The 14,505-nt window shown below is 71.5% G+C and carries 11 protein-coding genes; 7 read left to right on the forward strand and 4 right to left on the reverse strand.

The genetic code is table 11. The features are described 5' to 3' along the window. Positions 1–44 precede the first annotated feature (44 nt). Positions 45–1,487 carry a CCA tRNA nucleotidyltransferase gene (locus ACFW6A_RS03900; protein WP_351853476.1) on the reverse strand — a complete coding sequence of 481 codons (1,443 nt, stop codon included), beginning with the start codon at positions 1,485–1,487 and terminating at the stop codon, positions 45–47. A gap of 235 nt (positions 1,488–1,722) precedes the next feature. Here ACFW6A_RS03900 and ACFW6A_RS03905 point away from each other — a divergent pair, with 235 nt between their 5' ends. From ACFW6A_RS03905 to trxA, 7 genes are all read left to right on the forward strand, one after another. After that, the gene (locus ACFW6A_RS03905) at positions 1,723–4,125 is read left to right on the forward strand and encodes a DUF6049 family protein (RefSeq protein WP_351853479.1); all 2,403 of its coding nucleotides are present in this window, start codon (positions 1,723–1,725) and stop codon (positions 4,123–4,125) included. Between the two features lie 45 nt (positions 4,126–4,170). Then, the gene (murJ, locus tag ACFW6A_RS03910) at positions 4,171–6,444 is read left to right on the forward strand and encodes a murein biosynthesis integral membrane protein MurJ (protein ID WP_351853481.1); all 2,274 of its coding nucleotides are present in this window, start codon (positions 4,171–4,173) and stop codon (positions 6,442–6,444) included. 116 nt (positions 6,445–6,560) lie between these two features. Further along, on the forward strand, positions 6,561–8,255 hold the full coding sequence (locus tag ACFW6A_RS03915; protein ID WP_351853485.1) for a protein kinase family protein: 1,695 nt from the start codon (positions 6,561–6,563) through the stop codon (positions 8,253–8,255). 22 nt (positions 8,256–8,277) lie between these two features. Further along, entirely contained in the window at positions 8,278–8,979 is a 702-nt protein-coding gene (sigM, locus tag ACFW6A_RS03920; RefSeq protein WP_351853489.1) for an RNA polymerase sigma factor SigM, read from the forward strand. Continuing rightward, positions 8,976–9,908: a hypothetical protein gene (locus ACFW6A_RS03925; protein ID WP_351853491.1), complete on the forward strand. Its 933-nt coding sequence runs from the start codon at positions 8,976–8,978 to the stop codon at positions 9,906–9,908. Before sigM ends, ACFW6A_RS03925 begins: the two co-directional genes overlap by 4 nt. Before the next feature lie 160 nt (positions 9,909–10,068). Further along, positions 10,069–11,034 carry a thioredoxin-disulfide reductase gene (gene trxB, locus ACFW6A_RS03930; RefSeq protein WP_351853493.1) on the forward strand — a complete coding sequence of 322 codons (966 nt, stop codon included), beginning with the start codon at positions 10,069–10,071 and terminating at the stop codon, positions 11,032–11,034. A 46-nt stretch (positions 11,035–11,080) separates the two neighbouring features. Further along, complete coding sequence (gene trxA / locus ACFW6A_RS03935; RefSeq protein ID WP_351853495.1) at positions 11,081–11,413, forward strand: thioredoxin; 333 nt, start codon at positions 11,081–11,083, stop codon at positions 11,411–11,413. A 66-nt stretch (positions 11,414–11,479) separates the two neighbouring features. On the opposite strand, the gene ACFW6A_RS03940 is transcribed toward trxA, so the two are convergent. From ACFW6A_RS03940 to ACFW6A_RS03950, 3 genes are all read right to left on the reverse strand, one after another. Further along, on the reverse strand, positions 11,480–12,097 hold the full coding sequence (locus ACFW6A_RS03940) for a GNAT family N-acetyltransferase (protein WP_351853498.1): 618 nt from the start codon (positions 12,095–12,097) through the stop codon (positions 11,480–11,482). 171 nt (positions 12,098–12,268) lie between these two features. Next, complete coding sequence (locus ACFW6A_RS03945; RefSeq protein ID WP_351853500.1) at positions 12,269–13,327, reverse strand: ParB/RepB/Spo0J family partition protein; 1,059 nt, start codon at positions 13,325–13,327, stop codon at positions 12,269–12,271. Then, complete coding sequence (locus tag ACFW6A_RS03950; RefSeq protein ID WP_351853503.1) at positions 13,324–14,403, reverse strand: AAA family ATPase; 1,080 nt, start codon at positions 14,401–14,403, stop codon at positions 13,324–13,326. Before ACFW6A_RS03950 ends, ACFW6A_RS03945 begins: the two co-directional genes overlap by 4 nt. Positions 14,404–14,505: the final 102 nt, after the last annotated feature.

Raw genomic sequence — 14,505 nt, forward strand, 5'->3', positions numbered from 1 at the left:
TGAAACGGCGGATCCGCCGTTTCACGTGAAACACGGGCGCGAGGTCAGTCGCGCGCCGCCCACCACTCCTTGAGCGCGGCGACGGCCTGGTCGTACTCCATCGGGCCGTTCTCCAGCCGCAGCTCCAGCAGGAACTTGTACGCCTGCCCGACGGCGGGCCCCGGCTTGATCTCCAGGATCTGCTGGATCTGGTTGCCGTCGAGGTCGGGACGGATCGAGTCCAGCTCCTCCTGCTCCTGGAGCTGGGCGATGCGGTCCTCCAGGCCGTCGTAGGCGCGGGAGAGCGCGGACGCCTTGCGCTTGTTGCGCGTGGTGCAGTCCGAGCGGGTCAGCTTGTGGAGACGCGAGAGCAGCGGGCCGGCGTCACGGACGTAGCGGCGCACGGCCGAGTCGGTCCACTCGCCCGTCCCGTACCCGTGGAAGCGCAGGTGCAGCTCCACGAGACGCGAGACGTCCTTGATCATCTCGTTCGAGTACTTCAGCGCCGTCATGCGCTTCTTGGTCATCTTCGCGCCCACCACCTCGTGGTGGTGGAAGGAGACCCGGCCGTCCTTCTCGAAGCGGCGGGTGCGCGGCTTGCCGATGTCGTGGAGGAGCGCGGCGAGCCGGAGCACCAGGTCCGGGCCGTCCTCCTCCAGGTCGATGGCCTGGTCGAGGACGGTCAGGGAGTGCTCGTACACGTCCTTGTGCCGGTGGTGCTCGTCGCTCTCCAGCCGCAGCGCGGGCAGCTCGGGCAGGACGTACGCGGCGAGCCCGGTCTCGACGAGCAGGCCGAGTCCCTTGCGGGGGTGCGCGGAGAGCAGCAGCTTGTTCAGCTCGTCCCGGACCCGCTCGGCGGAGACGATCTCCAGCCGGTCGGCCATCTCCGTCATCGCCGTGACGACCTCGGGGGCGACCTCGAAGTCGAGCTGGGCGGCGAAACGGGCCGCGCGCATCATGCGCAGCGGGTCGTCGGAGAAGGACTCCTCGGGCGTGCCGGGGGTGCGCAGGACCCGGGCGGCGAGATCCTCCAGGCCGCCGTGCGGGTCGATGAACTCCTTCTCGGGGAGGGCCACGGCCATCGCGTTGACGGTGAAGTCACGCCGGACGAGGTCCTGCTCGATGGAGTCGCCGTAGGAGACCTCGGGCTTGCGGGAGGTGCGGTCGTACGCCTCGGAGCGGTACGTCGTGACCTCGATCTGGTAGCCGTCCTTCTGCGAGCCGACGGTGCCGAAGGCGATCCCGACCTCCCAGACGGCGTCGGCCCAGGGACGGACGATCTTCAGGACGTCCTCGGGGCGGGCGTCCGTGGTGAAGTCCAGGTCGTTGCCGAGCCTGCCGAGAAGGGCGTCCCGTACCGAGCCGCCGACCAGGGCGAGGCGGAATCCGGCCTCCTGGAAGCGGCGGGCGAGGTCGTCGGCGACAGGGGCCACGCGCAGCAGCTCGTCGATGGCGCGGTGCTGCACCTGGCTCGGTTCGGTCGCGGTGTCTTCGTTGGCGTTCGGCACAACAGAAAAGGGTACGTGCCCCGCTCCGCTCCGATGCCCCCGTTTTCCCGCCCCCGCCGCCGTCCGGCGAGGAGTCGCCTGTGGGGTTCCTGTGAAAACGGCCTCCTCCGGCGCCATCGGCTGGAGGACTCCCCGGCACTCGGCCCCTCCGTGCCTCGTTACCATGCCTGGACACAGCAACCGGGAACCACTGGCATCACGGGCACCACCGACAACGACGAGGACGGGCGAACGCGTGGCTGAGGCGGCAGCTTTCCAGGGAACCGGTCCCTCACCCGCCCGCCGATGGCTGCGGCGCACCCTCACCGTCGCCGTCGGGGCACCCCTCCTCGCCGGCCTGCTCCAGGCCCCCTCGGCCCCGCCGGCCCAGGCCGCGGAGGAGGCCCCGGTCTCCCGGACGGTCGATGTGTCGATCGACACGCTGACGCCGAGCGCCCCGCTCGAGGGCGACACCGTCACCGTCACCGGCACCCTGACCAACCGCGGCAAGCGGGTCATCACCGACGCGACGGTCAACCTGCGGGTCGGCCCGCGGATGGACAGCCGCAGCGAGATCGACCAGGTCGCCCGGCGGGAGGGTTTCCGCTCCGACAGCGACCCGCAGCCGATGGACGCCCCCGAGATCAAGGTCCCGCGCCTGCCCGTCGGCGTCCCCCGCGACTTCCGTATCTCCGTGCCCGTCTCCGAGCTGGACCTCGACGACGAGGGCGGCGTCTACCAGCTGGGCGTCTCCCTCACCGGGCAGACCTCGGACGCGCGGTGGGACCGCGTCCTCGGCATCGAGCGGACCTTCCTGCCGTACCAACCCGAGCCGACCGCCAAGCGCACCCAGCTCACCTACCTGTGGCCGCTGATCTCCTCGGCCCACATCTCGGCCGACACCGCCTCGGACGACCAGCAGAGCCCCGTCTTCCAGGACGACGACCTGGCCGAGGAGCTGCGCCCCGGCGGCCGGCTCGACGAGATGGTCAGCCTGGGCAAGGACCTTCCGGTCACCTGGGTGATCGACCCGGACCTGCTGGCCTCCGTCGACGCCATGGCCAACGGCTACCGCGTCAAGGACGGCACCGGGCACGCCGCCGGCACCGATGCGAACCGAAAGCTGGCCGAGCGCTGGCTCGGGCAGCTGGAGGCCGCGGTGCAGGGCCGCAAGGTGGTCGCGCTGCCCTTCGCCGACCCCGACCTCGCCTCCCTCGCCCACCGGGGCAAGGCCGTCCCCGGCTCCCTGAAGCACCTCCAGTCGGCGACCCAGCTGGCCGGTTCGACCGTCGAGACGATCCTCCACGTCCAGCCGTCCACCGACTTCGCCTGGCCCGTCGAAGGCGCCGTCGACCCCTCGATCATGGCGGTCGCGACCTCGGCCGGCGCCCGCAAGGTGATCGCCCGCAGCGACAGCATCCGGGACGACGACCTCTCCTACACCCCCACCGCGGCCCGTCCCATCGGCGGCGGCACCACGGCGGTGGTCAGCGACGCGGAGCTGTCGGCCGCCTTCCAGGGCGACATGGTCCGGGCCGAGACCTCGACGCTCGCCGTCCAGGAGTTCCTGGCGCAGACCCTCGCGATCACCCTGGAGCAGCCGCAGGACCGGCGCAGCGTCGTGGTCGCCCCGCAGCGGCAGCCGAGCGTGTCCCAGGCCCAGGCGATGGCGGCGGCCGTACGCGGACTCGGCGCCAAGCGCTGGACCGAGCCGCTCGACCTGGTCGCCGCGGCGGCTGCGAAGCCCGACCCCGACGCCTCCACGACGGTGCCGCGCGCCTCGCGCTACCCGAAGAAGCTCCGCGGCACCGAACTGCCGGTGGACGCCTTCCGCGACATGAAGACCACGGGCGACGAGCTGGACGACTTCAAGGTCATCCTCAGCAGGGCGGACCGGGTCGTGCCGCCGGTGCTCGCCGCGATCAACCGTGAGATGTCCACCTCCTGGCGCGGCCGGGCCACCGAGGCCGCGATCTACCGCGTCGACGTCCAGGACGTCCTCCAGCGCCTCACCAAGAGCGTCGTGCTCGTCGACAAGTCAGACCTGACCCTCTCGGGACGCAGCGCCACCATCCCCGTCACGGTGCAGAACAAGCTCCTCCAGGATGTGAAGGGCCTCGTCCTGCGGCTGACCTCCAGCAACGGGACCCGTCTGAAGGTCGACGGCGAGACCTCGGCCGACCTGCCCATCACGGTCCGCGCCGGCCACAGCCAGTCGGTGAAGTTCCCGGCCTCGGCCAACGCCAACGGCCAGGTCTCGATGACCGCCCAGCTGTACACGGTGGACGGCACCCCCTACGGCTCCCAGATGACCTTCTCCGTGAAGGTCTCCGAGATGACCCCGACCGTGATGCTGGTCATCGCCGGCGGCGTGCTGCTCCTCGTCCTCGCCGGCGTCCGCATGTACAGCCAGCGCAAGCGCCTCGCCGCCCGCACCGCCGAGGCCGAGGCCCGCGCGGAGACCGGGGCGGAGACCGGAACCGGGGCCCCGGAGGGCCCCGCGGCCGACGCCGCCGAGGTCCTCTCCGTGAAGGACGCCGCCGCGGGCGACACGCCGGACGGCACGGCGGACGGAGCCGGGCACCCGAGTGACCCGGACGCGGACACCGGCTCCGAAAGCGGCGACCCGTCCGGCCCGGGTGAGAAAGTGGACCGTTGAGCGATGTCGTGGCCGGTCGGCCGGGGACGATGAGGTGGGGTAACCATGAACGCGCCGTACGACGCTGACCGCGGCCAGGGTGCGGGCGGCGCCGCACCGTCCGGCGGCACGCCCGTTCCCCCCATCGGGCCGGACGGACAGCCGCTCCCGCAGGGGCAGCACCCCGGGTACCCGCCGCAGGTCCCCCACGTCCAGGACGCCTACGCCCAGGACGCCTACGGTGCGCCGCCGCAGGACCCGTCCGCGCACCCCGAGAACCCGTACGCCCAGGACCCCTACGTCCAGGACGCCTACGCCCACGACCCGTACCGGGCCCAGGACCTGTCCGCGCAGGACCCGGTGGGGGAGGCGCTCTACGACCGCGCCGCCCACCCGCCGCCCCCGCCGGGCACGTACCAGGAACCGCAGCCGCTCTACCAGCAGCCGGCCGCGCCCCCGTACGCCCCGGACCCCCGGGTCTGGGCCCAGACCCCGGCGCCCGAGCCCGACGGCCCCTCCCGCCACCTCCCGTACGGCGACGACGCCCGCACGGTCCAGTTCACCGGCGTCGACGACCTGGTGACCCGGGCGAGCGAGGAGGAGCCGCCCGAGCAGGACGCCTTCGCCCACCTCTACCGCGACCAGCAGGGCCAGGTGCCCGCCCCGGCCGCGGAACCCGACCCGCTGCCCGCCCCCGCCCCGAAGAAGGGCGGCCGCGCCTCCGGGCTGCTGAAGTCGAGCGCCGTGATGGCCGCCGGCACGCTGGTCTCCCGGCTCACCGGCTTCGTGCGCTCCCTCGTCATCACCGGCGCCCTCGGCGCCGCGCTGCTCGGCGACACCTTCACCATCGCGTACACCCTGCCGACGATGATCTACATCCTCACCGTCGGCGGCGGGCTCAACTCGGTCTTCGTGCCGCAGCTGGTCCGCTCGATGAAGAACGACGAGGACGGCGGCGAGGCGTACGCCAACCGCCTGCTCACCCTCGTCATGGTCGCCCTCGGCCTGATCGTGGTCGCGGCCGTCTTCGCGGCGCCCGTCCTGATCCGGCTGATGTCGAACACCATCGCCGACGACGCCGCCGCCAACAGCGTCGCGGTGACCTTCGCCCGCTACTGCCTGCCCACGATCTTCTTCATGGGCGTGCACGTGGTGATGGGCCAGATCCTCAACGCCCGCGGCAAGTTCGGCGCGATGATGTGGACCCCGGTCCTCAACAACATCGTCATGATCATCACCTTCGGCCTGTTCATCTGGGTGTACGGCACCTCCGCCGAGTCCCACATGGGCGTGCAGACCATCCCCGACGAGGGCATCCGACTCCTCGGCATCGGCACCCTGCTCGGCCTCGTCGTCCAGGCGCTGGCGATGATCCCGTACCTGCGCGAGACGGGCTTCCGCTTCCGGCCCCGCTTCGACTGGAAGGGCCACGGCCTCGGCAAGACCGTCAAGCTCGCCAAGTGGACCGTCCTGTTCGTCCTCGCCAACCAGGCGGGCGTCCTCGTCGTCACCCAGCTCGCCACCGCCGCCGGCGAGGAGTCCGGCAAGAACGGCGCCGGCTTCCTGGCGTACTCGAACGCCCAGCTGATCTGGGGCATGCCGCAGGCCATCATCACGGTCTCCGTCATGGCCGCCCTGCTGCCCCGCATCTCCCGCGCCGCCAGCGACGGCGACCCGGGCGCCGTCCGCGACGACATCTCGCAGGGCCTGCGGAACTCCGCGGTCGCCATCGTCCCGGTCGCCTTCGCCTTCCTGGCCCTCGGCGTCCCGATGTGCACCCTGCTGTACGCCTCCAGCGGCGTCGAGGCCGCCCAGGGCATGGGCTTCATCCTGATGGCCTTCGGCCTCGGCCTGATCCCGTACTCGGTGCAGTACGTCGTCCTCCGCGGCTTCTACGCGTACGAGGACACCCGCACCCCCTTCTACAACACGGTCATCGTCGCCGCCGTCAACGCGGCGGCCTCCGCCCTCTGCTACGTCCTGCTGCCCGCCCAGTGGGCCGTGGTCGGCATGGCCGCCTCCTACGGCCTCGCCTACGCCGTCGGCGTCGGCATCGCCTGGCGCCGGCTGCGCAACCGCCTCGGCGGCGACCTCGACGGGGCACACGTGCTGCGCACCTACGCCCGCCTCTGCATGGCCTCCCTGCCGGCCGCGGTCGTCGCCGGCGCCGTCGGCTTCGGCCTGCTGAAGCTGCTCGGCGAGGGCGCCCTCGGTTCGCTGGTCGCGCTCGTCGTCGGCGGCGCGGTCCTCCTCGGCGTCTTCTTCGTCGCCGCGCGACGCATGCGGATCACCGAACTGAACACCCTCGTCGGCATGGTGCGGGGCCGCCTCGGACGCTGATCCCCTCCCCGGGACAACCATCGGGGGGACCCGTGTGTCGTGCATAGCGTCCGACTGTGGGCACAATTGGCTTGGCTGTTGGATGTGGCGCAACGGATGGGGAGGCAGGAACGACGGTGGCGGAACGTAGCACGGCTGCCGTCGACGTGGCCGACAACAGCGGTGACGACCCGCTGACCGCGCAGGCGGACACGGCCGCGACCGACGGGGTGGCGGAAGAACGGAAGACGGCGGAGGAGCCCACCGGGTCCCCCGAGCAGAAGGCGGTCGAACGGAAGAACGGCGAACAGCCCTCCCTCGCTCCACCCGAGTTGCACAGCGGCCACAAACTGGCCCGGCGCTACCGGCTGGAGGAGTGCGTCACCCGTCTGGACGGCTTCAGCAGCTGGCGCGCCGTCGACGAGAAGCTGCGGCGCGCCGTCGGCGTGCACCTGCTGCCGGCGGACCATCCGCGCGCCCGCTCCGTCCTGGCCGCCGCCCGTTCGGCGGCCCTTCTCGGTGACCCCCGGTTCGTCCAGGTCCTCGACGCCGTCGAGGAGAACGACCTCGTCTACGTCGTCCACGAATGGCTCCCCGACGCCACCGAGCTGACCGCGCTCCTCGCGGACGGTCCGCTCCAGGCCCACGAGGCCTACCAGCTCGTGGCCCAGGTCTCCCAGGCCATGGCCGCCGCGCACCGCGAAGGCCTCGCGCACCTGCGGCTCACGCCGAGCGCCGTCCTGCGCAGCTCCACGGGGCAGTACCGCATCCGCGGCCTCGCCGTGAACGCCGCCCTGCGCGGCATCACCGCCGACCGGCCGCAGCGCACCGACACCGAGGCCATCGGCGCCCTCCTCTACGCGGCGCTCACCCAGCGCTGGCCGTACGAGAGCGACGCCTACGGCCTCTCCGGGCTGCCCAAGGGCGTCGGCCTGATCCCGCCGGACCAGGTCCGCGCCGGCGTCCACCGGGGCCTCTCCGAGATCGCCATGCGCGCCCTCGCCAACGACGGGGCGACGGCGTCCCGTCAGGAGCCGCCCTGCACCACGCCGGACGAACTCGCCAAGGCCGTGGCCGCGATGCCCCGCGTCAAGCCGCCCGAGCCGGAGTTCCCGCCCCCCGCCCAGTACCAGCGCACCACGTACCAGCAGGGCACCTACGGGCGTCCGCAGCCGCGCCCCGTGCCCACGCAGCCCGTCCCGGTCCCGCCGGCGCCACTGGAGAGCCGCACGGGCAAGGCGTTGAAGTGGGCCGTCGGAGCCCTCCTCATCGCCGCGCTGGGCCTCGGAAGTTGGCAGATCGCCGACCGCCTCCTCCCCCAGGAGACCAAGGAGGAGACGCCGGTCGTCCAGACTCCGGTCGACGAGAAGCCCGAACCGCCGAAGCCGGTCACGATCGCCTCCGCCCAGGACTTCGACCCGTTCAGCGACGACGGCAGGGAGAGCCCCGCCGACGTGCCGAAGGCCTACGACGGCGACCCCGCCACCTACTGGCAGACCATGGAGTACCGGGGCTTCTCGAAGTTCGGCAACCTCAAGAAGGGTGTGGGCCTCGTCCTCGACCTGGGCAAGGAGCAGGAGGTCGCCTCGGTCGACGTCTCCTTCCTCGGCCGGACCTCGGTGGAGCTGCGCACCGCGGCTGCGGGCGCCTCCTCGGCCCCCACCTCGCTCGACGGCTTCACCGTCCAGGCGAAGGACACCGGGTCCCAGGTCGCGCTGAAGCCCGCCAAGCCGGTGACGACCCGCTACGTGCTGGTCTGGCTGACGGACCTGCCCGCCAGCGAGACCGGGCACTACCGGGGGAAGGTCACCGAGATCAAGGTCATGGGCTGACGACAGGGGAGGGGGCGCACCGTTGGACCGTCCGATAGACGCCGAAGACGACCGGGAACTCCTGGCCCGTCACGTCGCCGGGGACCCGAACGCCTTCGGTGAGCTCGTACGGCGCCACCGCGACCGGCTGTGGGCGGTGGCGCTCCGCACCCTGGGCGACCGCGAGGAGGCCGCCGACGCCGTCCAGGACGCCCTCCTGTCGGCGTTCCGGGCCGCCCACACCTTCCGGGGCCAGTCGGCCGTCACGACCTGGCTGCACCGCATCACGGTGAACGCCTGTCTGGACCGCCTCCGGAAGAGCGCCACCCGGCGGACCTCACCCGTGGACGACACCGCCCGCTTCGAGCAGCTCCTCGAACCGCACGAGTCCGCCGAGGCGCCCGCCGAGCGCCAGGACCTCCACCGGCAGCTGCTCGCCGCGCTCGCCACGCTCGCCCCCGACCAGCGCGCCGCCCTCGTCCTCGTCGACATGCAGGGATACCCGGTCGCCGAGGCCGCCCGTATCCTCGGCGTTCCCACCGGCACCGTGAAGAGCCGCTGTGCGCGGGGACGGGCCCGGCTGCTGCCGATGCTCACTCATCTGCGCGCGGACACCGTGGGTAACGAGCCCCCCGAAGGGGGAAGGAACCGGACGCCGGGGGCATCCGTCCCACCGGTGTCGGAGCCGACGGAAACCGGACCGACTGATGCAGCCGCTGTGAAGGGTGGAGGTGGGGGCGCGTGAACACGACCGAGAAGGCCGACACCGCACAGCACCCGGACGTCTCGGAGATCTCCGACCTGACCGAGGGACTGCTCCCCCCGAGCCGCTCCGCGACGATCCGCCGGCATCTCGACGGCTGCGCCCTCTGTGCCGACGTCCACAGCTCCCTGGAGGAGATCCGCGGCCTCCTGGGCACCCTGCCCGGACCACCGCGCATGCCCGCCGAGATCGCCGGCCGGATCGACGCCGCCCTCGCCGCCGAGGCACTCCTCGACGCCACCACCCCCGAAACGACCCGGCCTGTTTCACGTGAAACCACGGGCGCGACGGAGGCTGTTTCACGTGAAACGGTCCCGTCGGCCGCCCCGGTCCCCACGGCCCGACCGTCCGGCGGGCGCCCTCCGGCTCCCCGGGCAGCCACCGGCCCCGGGCGCGGCCGCACCCGCCACCGCCGTCGGATCGCCGTTCTCACGGGCATCGCCGGATCGCTGGTCGCCGTCGTCTGCGCGTACAGCCTCTACGCGCTCTCCCAGAACGGCGCGGACACCCACGGCGTCGCGGCCGACACGACCGTCGGCACGCCTCTGAACACCTTCTCCGGGGAATCGGTCGAGGACCGGGTCGAGAGCCTGCTCGCCGACGGGGGCCCCTCCGTCCGCGCCCCGAAGGGGGAGCGGCCCGAGTCGCTCTCGGCGGAGGAGACGGGGGATGTCGGCGCGGCCCAGCGGAACACCGACGGCACCGTTCCCCCCTGCGTCGTCGCGGGCACCGGACGCCAGGACGCCGTCCTCGCCTCCGAGCGCGGCGAGTACGAGGGCGCCCCCGCCTATCTCCTCGTCCTCCCCGACCAGGCCGACGGCGACCGCGTGCAGGCGTACGTCGTCGACGCCTCCTGTACCGGGAGCACACCGGCGAAGCTGCTCCGGACGGCGTCCTACCCGAAGCCCTGAGCACTCCCTTGGCCCGTCGCCGTCTCACGGTTCGTCTCACGCACGCGCCGCGCGGCGCTCCCGGGAATGCTCGCCCCTTAGGATCCGTTGGGTGGGGTGAGGGTGACCGAGACACCGCCCCGTAGGCAGTAGGCAGTCTGCAGAGACGAGGAAGAAACCCGTGAGCGACGTCCGTAACGTGATCATCATCGGCTCCGGGCCCGCGGGTTACACCGCTGCGCTCTACACGGCCCGCGCGTCGCTGAACCCGCTGGTCTTCGAAGGCGCCGTCACCGCCGGTGGCGCCCTGATGAACACCACCGAGGTCGAGAACTTCCCCGGTTTCCGCGACGGCATCATGGGCCCGGACCTCATGGACAACATGCGGGCGCAGGCCGAGCGCTTCGGCGCCGAGCTCGTCCCGGACGACGTGGTCGCCGTGGACCTCACGGGTGACATCAAGACCGTCACCGACACCGCCGGCACCGTGCACCGCGCCAAGGCCGTCATCGTCACCACCGGCTCGCAGCACCGCAAGCTCGGCCTGCCGAACGAGGACACCCTCTCCGGCCGCGGTGTCTCCTGGTGCGCCACCTGCGACGGCTTCTTCTTCAAGGACCAGGACATCGCCGTCGTCGGCGGCGGCGACACCGCGATCGAGGAGGCGACCTTCCTCTCGCGCTTCGCCAAGTCGGTGACCATCGTCCACCGCCGTGACACCCTGCGCGCCTCCAAGGCCATGCAGGAGCGCGCCTTCGCCGACCCGAAGATCAAGTTCGCCTGGGACAACGAGGTGACCGAGATCCACGGCGAGCAGAAGCTCTCCGGCCTGACCCTGCGCAACACCAAGACGGGCGAGACCACCGAGCTGCCGGTCACCGGTCTCTTCATCGCCGTGGGCCACGACCCCCGGACCGAGCTGTTCAAGGGTCAGCTGGACCTCGACGAGGAGGGCTACCTCAAGGTCGCCGCCCCGTCGACCCGCACCAACCTCACGGGCGTCTTCGGCGCCGGTGACGTCGTCGACCACACCTACCGACAGGCCATCACGGCCGCCGGTACCGGCTGCTCCGCCGCGCTCGACGCCGAGCGCTTCCTGGCCGCCCTCGCCGACAGCGAGAAGCTGGCCGAGACCCCCGCGGTCTGACCCGAGCTCCCTTCACCCCACACCCCGCGAAGTTAAGGAGGCCGCCGTGGCCGGCGCCCTGAAGAACGTGACCGACGCTTCCTTCGAAGAGGATGTCCTCAAGAGCGACAAGCCCGTCCTGGTGGACTTCTGGGCTGCCTGGTGCGGCCCGTGCCGTCAGATCGCCCCGTCGCTGGAGGCCATCGCCGCCGAGCACGGCGAGATCGAGATCGTGAAGCTCAACATCGACGAGAACCCGGCCACGGCCGCGAAGTACGGCGTCATGTCCATCCCGACGCTGAACGTGTACCAGGGCGGCGAGGTCGTGAAGACCATCGTCGGCGCCAAGCCGAAGGCGGCCATCCTGCGCGACCTGGAGCCCTTCGTCTCGGCGAAGTGATCCCACCCTGTTTCACGTGAAACGGCCCGCCCCCTTCCCGGGGGCGGGCCGTTCTCCGTTCCGGCGTCACAGCGGCCGGAGCGCGGGTTCCTTCTGCACCGCGCCCAGCAGCCGGTCCAGGGCCATCTCGACGTCCTCCTTCCAGGAGAGCGTCGTCCGGAGCTCCAGCCGGAGACGGGGAAAGGCGGGGTGCGGACGTACGGTCTTGAAGCCGACCGCGAGCAGGTGATCGGCCGGCAGCACACAGGCCGGTTCCTTCCAGCGTGCGTCACCGAAGGCCTCGATCGCCTTGAAGCCCCTCCGCAGCACGTCCTTCGCCACCGTCTGGACCATCACCCGGCCCAGACCCTGGCCCTGGTACTCCGGCATGATCCAGGCCGTCATCAGCTGGACGGCGTCGGCCGCCACGGGGCTCGTGGGGAAAGCCGTCGAGCGGGGCACATAGGCCGGGGGAGCGTAGAGGACGTATCCGACCGGCACCTCGTCCACATAGACGACCCGGCCGCAGGATCCCCACTCCAGCAGGACGGCGGAGATCCACGCCTCCTTCTCCACCTCCGCACGGCCCGCCTTCACGGCGGCCTCCCCGCTCACGGGGTCGAGCTCCCAGAAGACGCAGGAGCGGCAGCGCTTCGGGAGGTGCGGAAGATTGTCCAGCGTGAGCGGTACGAGCCGACGCCCCACGGCTGCCCCTCGCTTCCCTGGCCGTCGAACGGCCACCGAGCACGAATACGGCTCTCGGAATCGTATCCATCAGGAGGGGAGGGCGACACCGCACACGGACGAAGGGCGGGGAGCGTCCCGGTGACAACCGGAGCGCTCCCCGCCCTTCGCGGCCCGCGGGAGGGAGGAGGACTACTCCTCGTCCTCCTCCCACTCCTTCTCGGCCTTCAGCATCTGCTGCAGGACCTTGTCCTCGCCGGGAGCCATCGTCGTGAGGATCCGGTCGAGGTCCTCCACCGAGGCGAACTCGACGACGATCTTGCCCTTCTGCTGCCCCAGGTCGACCTTCACCCGGGTCTCGAAACGGTCCGAGAGTCGGGTGGCCAGGTCGGAGAAGACCGGCGAGACCCGGGCACCGGCCCGGGGCTTCTTCGCCTTGGTGACCGCCGGCTCCTCGAAGCTCATCAGCCGCACGATCTCCTCGACCGTCCGCACCGAGAGGCCTTCGGCGACGATCCGCTGCGCCAGCTGGTCCTGGGCCTCCGGGTCCTCCACGCCGAGCAGGGCGCGGGCGTGGCCGGCGGAGAGCACGCCGGCGGCGACCCGGCGCTGGACCGCCGAGGAGAGCCGCAGCAACCGCAGGGTGTTGGAGACCTGCGAGCGCGAGCGCCCGATCCGGTCGGCGAGCTGGTCGTGGGTACAGCTGAAGTCGGTGAGCAGCTGCTCGTAGGCGGCGGCCTCCTCCAGCGGGTTCAGCTGGGCCCGGTGCAGGTTCTCCAGGAGGGCGTCCAGGAGCATCTTGTCGTCGTCGGTGTCCCGGACGATCGCGGGGATGGTCTGCAGACCTGCCTCGTCGGAGGCCCGCCAGCGCCGCTCACCCATGATCAGCTCGTAGCGCCCGCCCTCGATCTTGCGCACGACCACGGGCTGGAGGAGGCCGACCTCATTGATGGAGGTCACCAGCTCGGCGAGGGCGTCCTCGTCGAAGACCTTCCTCGGCTGATGCTGGTTGGGGGTGATGTCACCGATCGGGATCTCGGTGAAGTACGCCCCGGCGACCAGTACCGGCTCGGGCTCCGCCGGTGCCGCCACCGGCTCGGGCTGGGGGACGCTCTGGGGGAACAGGCGTGCCGCGCCGCTCCCGGGGAGCGTGGAGACGGCGCCGGTCTCCGGCGCCTGCTGGTCCTGGGGGGCACCGGCGAACAGCGCGCCGAGCCCCCGCGGCCCCAGTCCCCTACGTCGGTCGCTCACTGAAGTTCCTCCGCCATGCTGTGCTGGTTGCTCTGGTGCCCCACGCGGCCGTGCTGCTGGGGCTCGTAGTGGACGGCGACGCCCCGGAAGGCGATCTCGCGCGCCGCCTCGATGTACGACAGGGCCCCGCTGGAGCCCGGGTCGTAGGTGATCACGGTCTGGCCGTAGCTGGGGGCCTCGGAGATGCGGACGGACCGCGGGATGCTGGTCCTGAGCACCTCCTGCCCGAAGTGGCTGCGGACCTCCTCGGCGACCTGGGAGGCCAGCCGGGTCCGGCCGTCGTACATGGTCAGCAGGATCGTCGAGACGTGGAGCGTCGGGTTGAGGTGTCCGCGGACCAGGTCGACGTTCTTCAGGAGCTGCCCCAGGCCCTCCAGGGCGTAGTACTCGCACTGGATCGGGATGAGCACCTCGGCGCCCGCCACCAGGGCGTTCACCGAGAGCAGTCCGAGGGAGGGCGGGCAGTCGATCAGGACGTAGTCCAGCGGCTGCTCGTACGCCTGGATCGCCCGCTGGAGCCGGCTCTCGCGCGCCACCATCGACACCAGCTCGATCTCCGCACCGGCGAGATCGATCGTGGCCGGGGCGCAGAAGAGGCCCTCGACGTCCAGGACCGGCTGGACCACTTCGGAGAGCGGCCGGCTGTCGACGAGGACGTCGTAGATCGAGGGGACGTCGGCGTGGTGGTCGATGCCCAGCGCCGTGGAGGCGTTGCCCTGCGGGTCCAGGTCGACGACGAGGACCCGGGCGCCGTGCAGCGCCAGAGAGGCCGCCAGGTTGACCGTCGTGGTCGTCTTGCCCACGCCGCCCTTCTGGTTGGCCACCACCATGATGCGGGTCTGCTCGGGACGGGGCAGTCCCTCCCCGGCGCGACCCAGCGCCTCTACGGCCAGCTGGGCAGCACGGCCAATGGGGGTGTCGTCCATCGGGGGCAGCGTTTCACGTGAAACATCTTCCCCGGCCGATTCGGTTCGGGGACCGGGGACCGGATCGGTCATCGGCCCCGCGATGTTGGCGTCGGACCGCAAGGATTCACTCTCCTCGGCATCAATCTCGTGATGGGAAGAGCCTGCCATGCCTTCGGGGTCGCGAACCAGCGAGGTCGGTGGTTCTGTGGGTGAATCCACCTCTGTGGAAAACTCCGTAACCCTCGCGGGTGGCTTCACACGGGGTCTGCG

The organism is Streptomyces sp. NPDC058758 (assembly GCF_042746075.1).
In the GTDB taxonomy this organism is placed as follows: Bacteria; Actinomycetota; Actinomycetes; order Streptomycetales; family Streptomycetaceae; genus Streptomyces.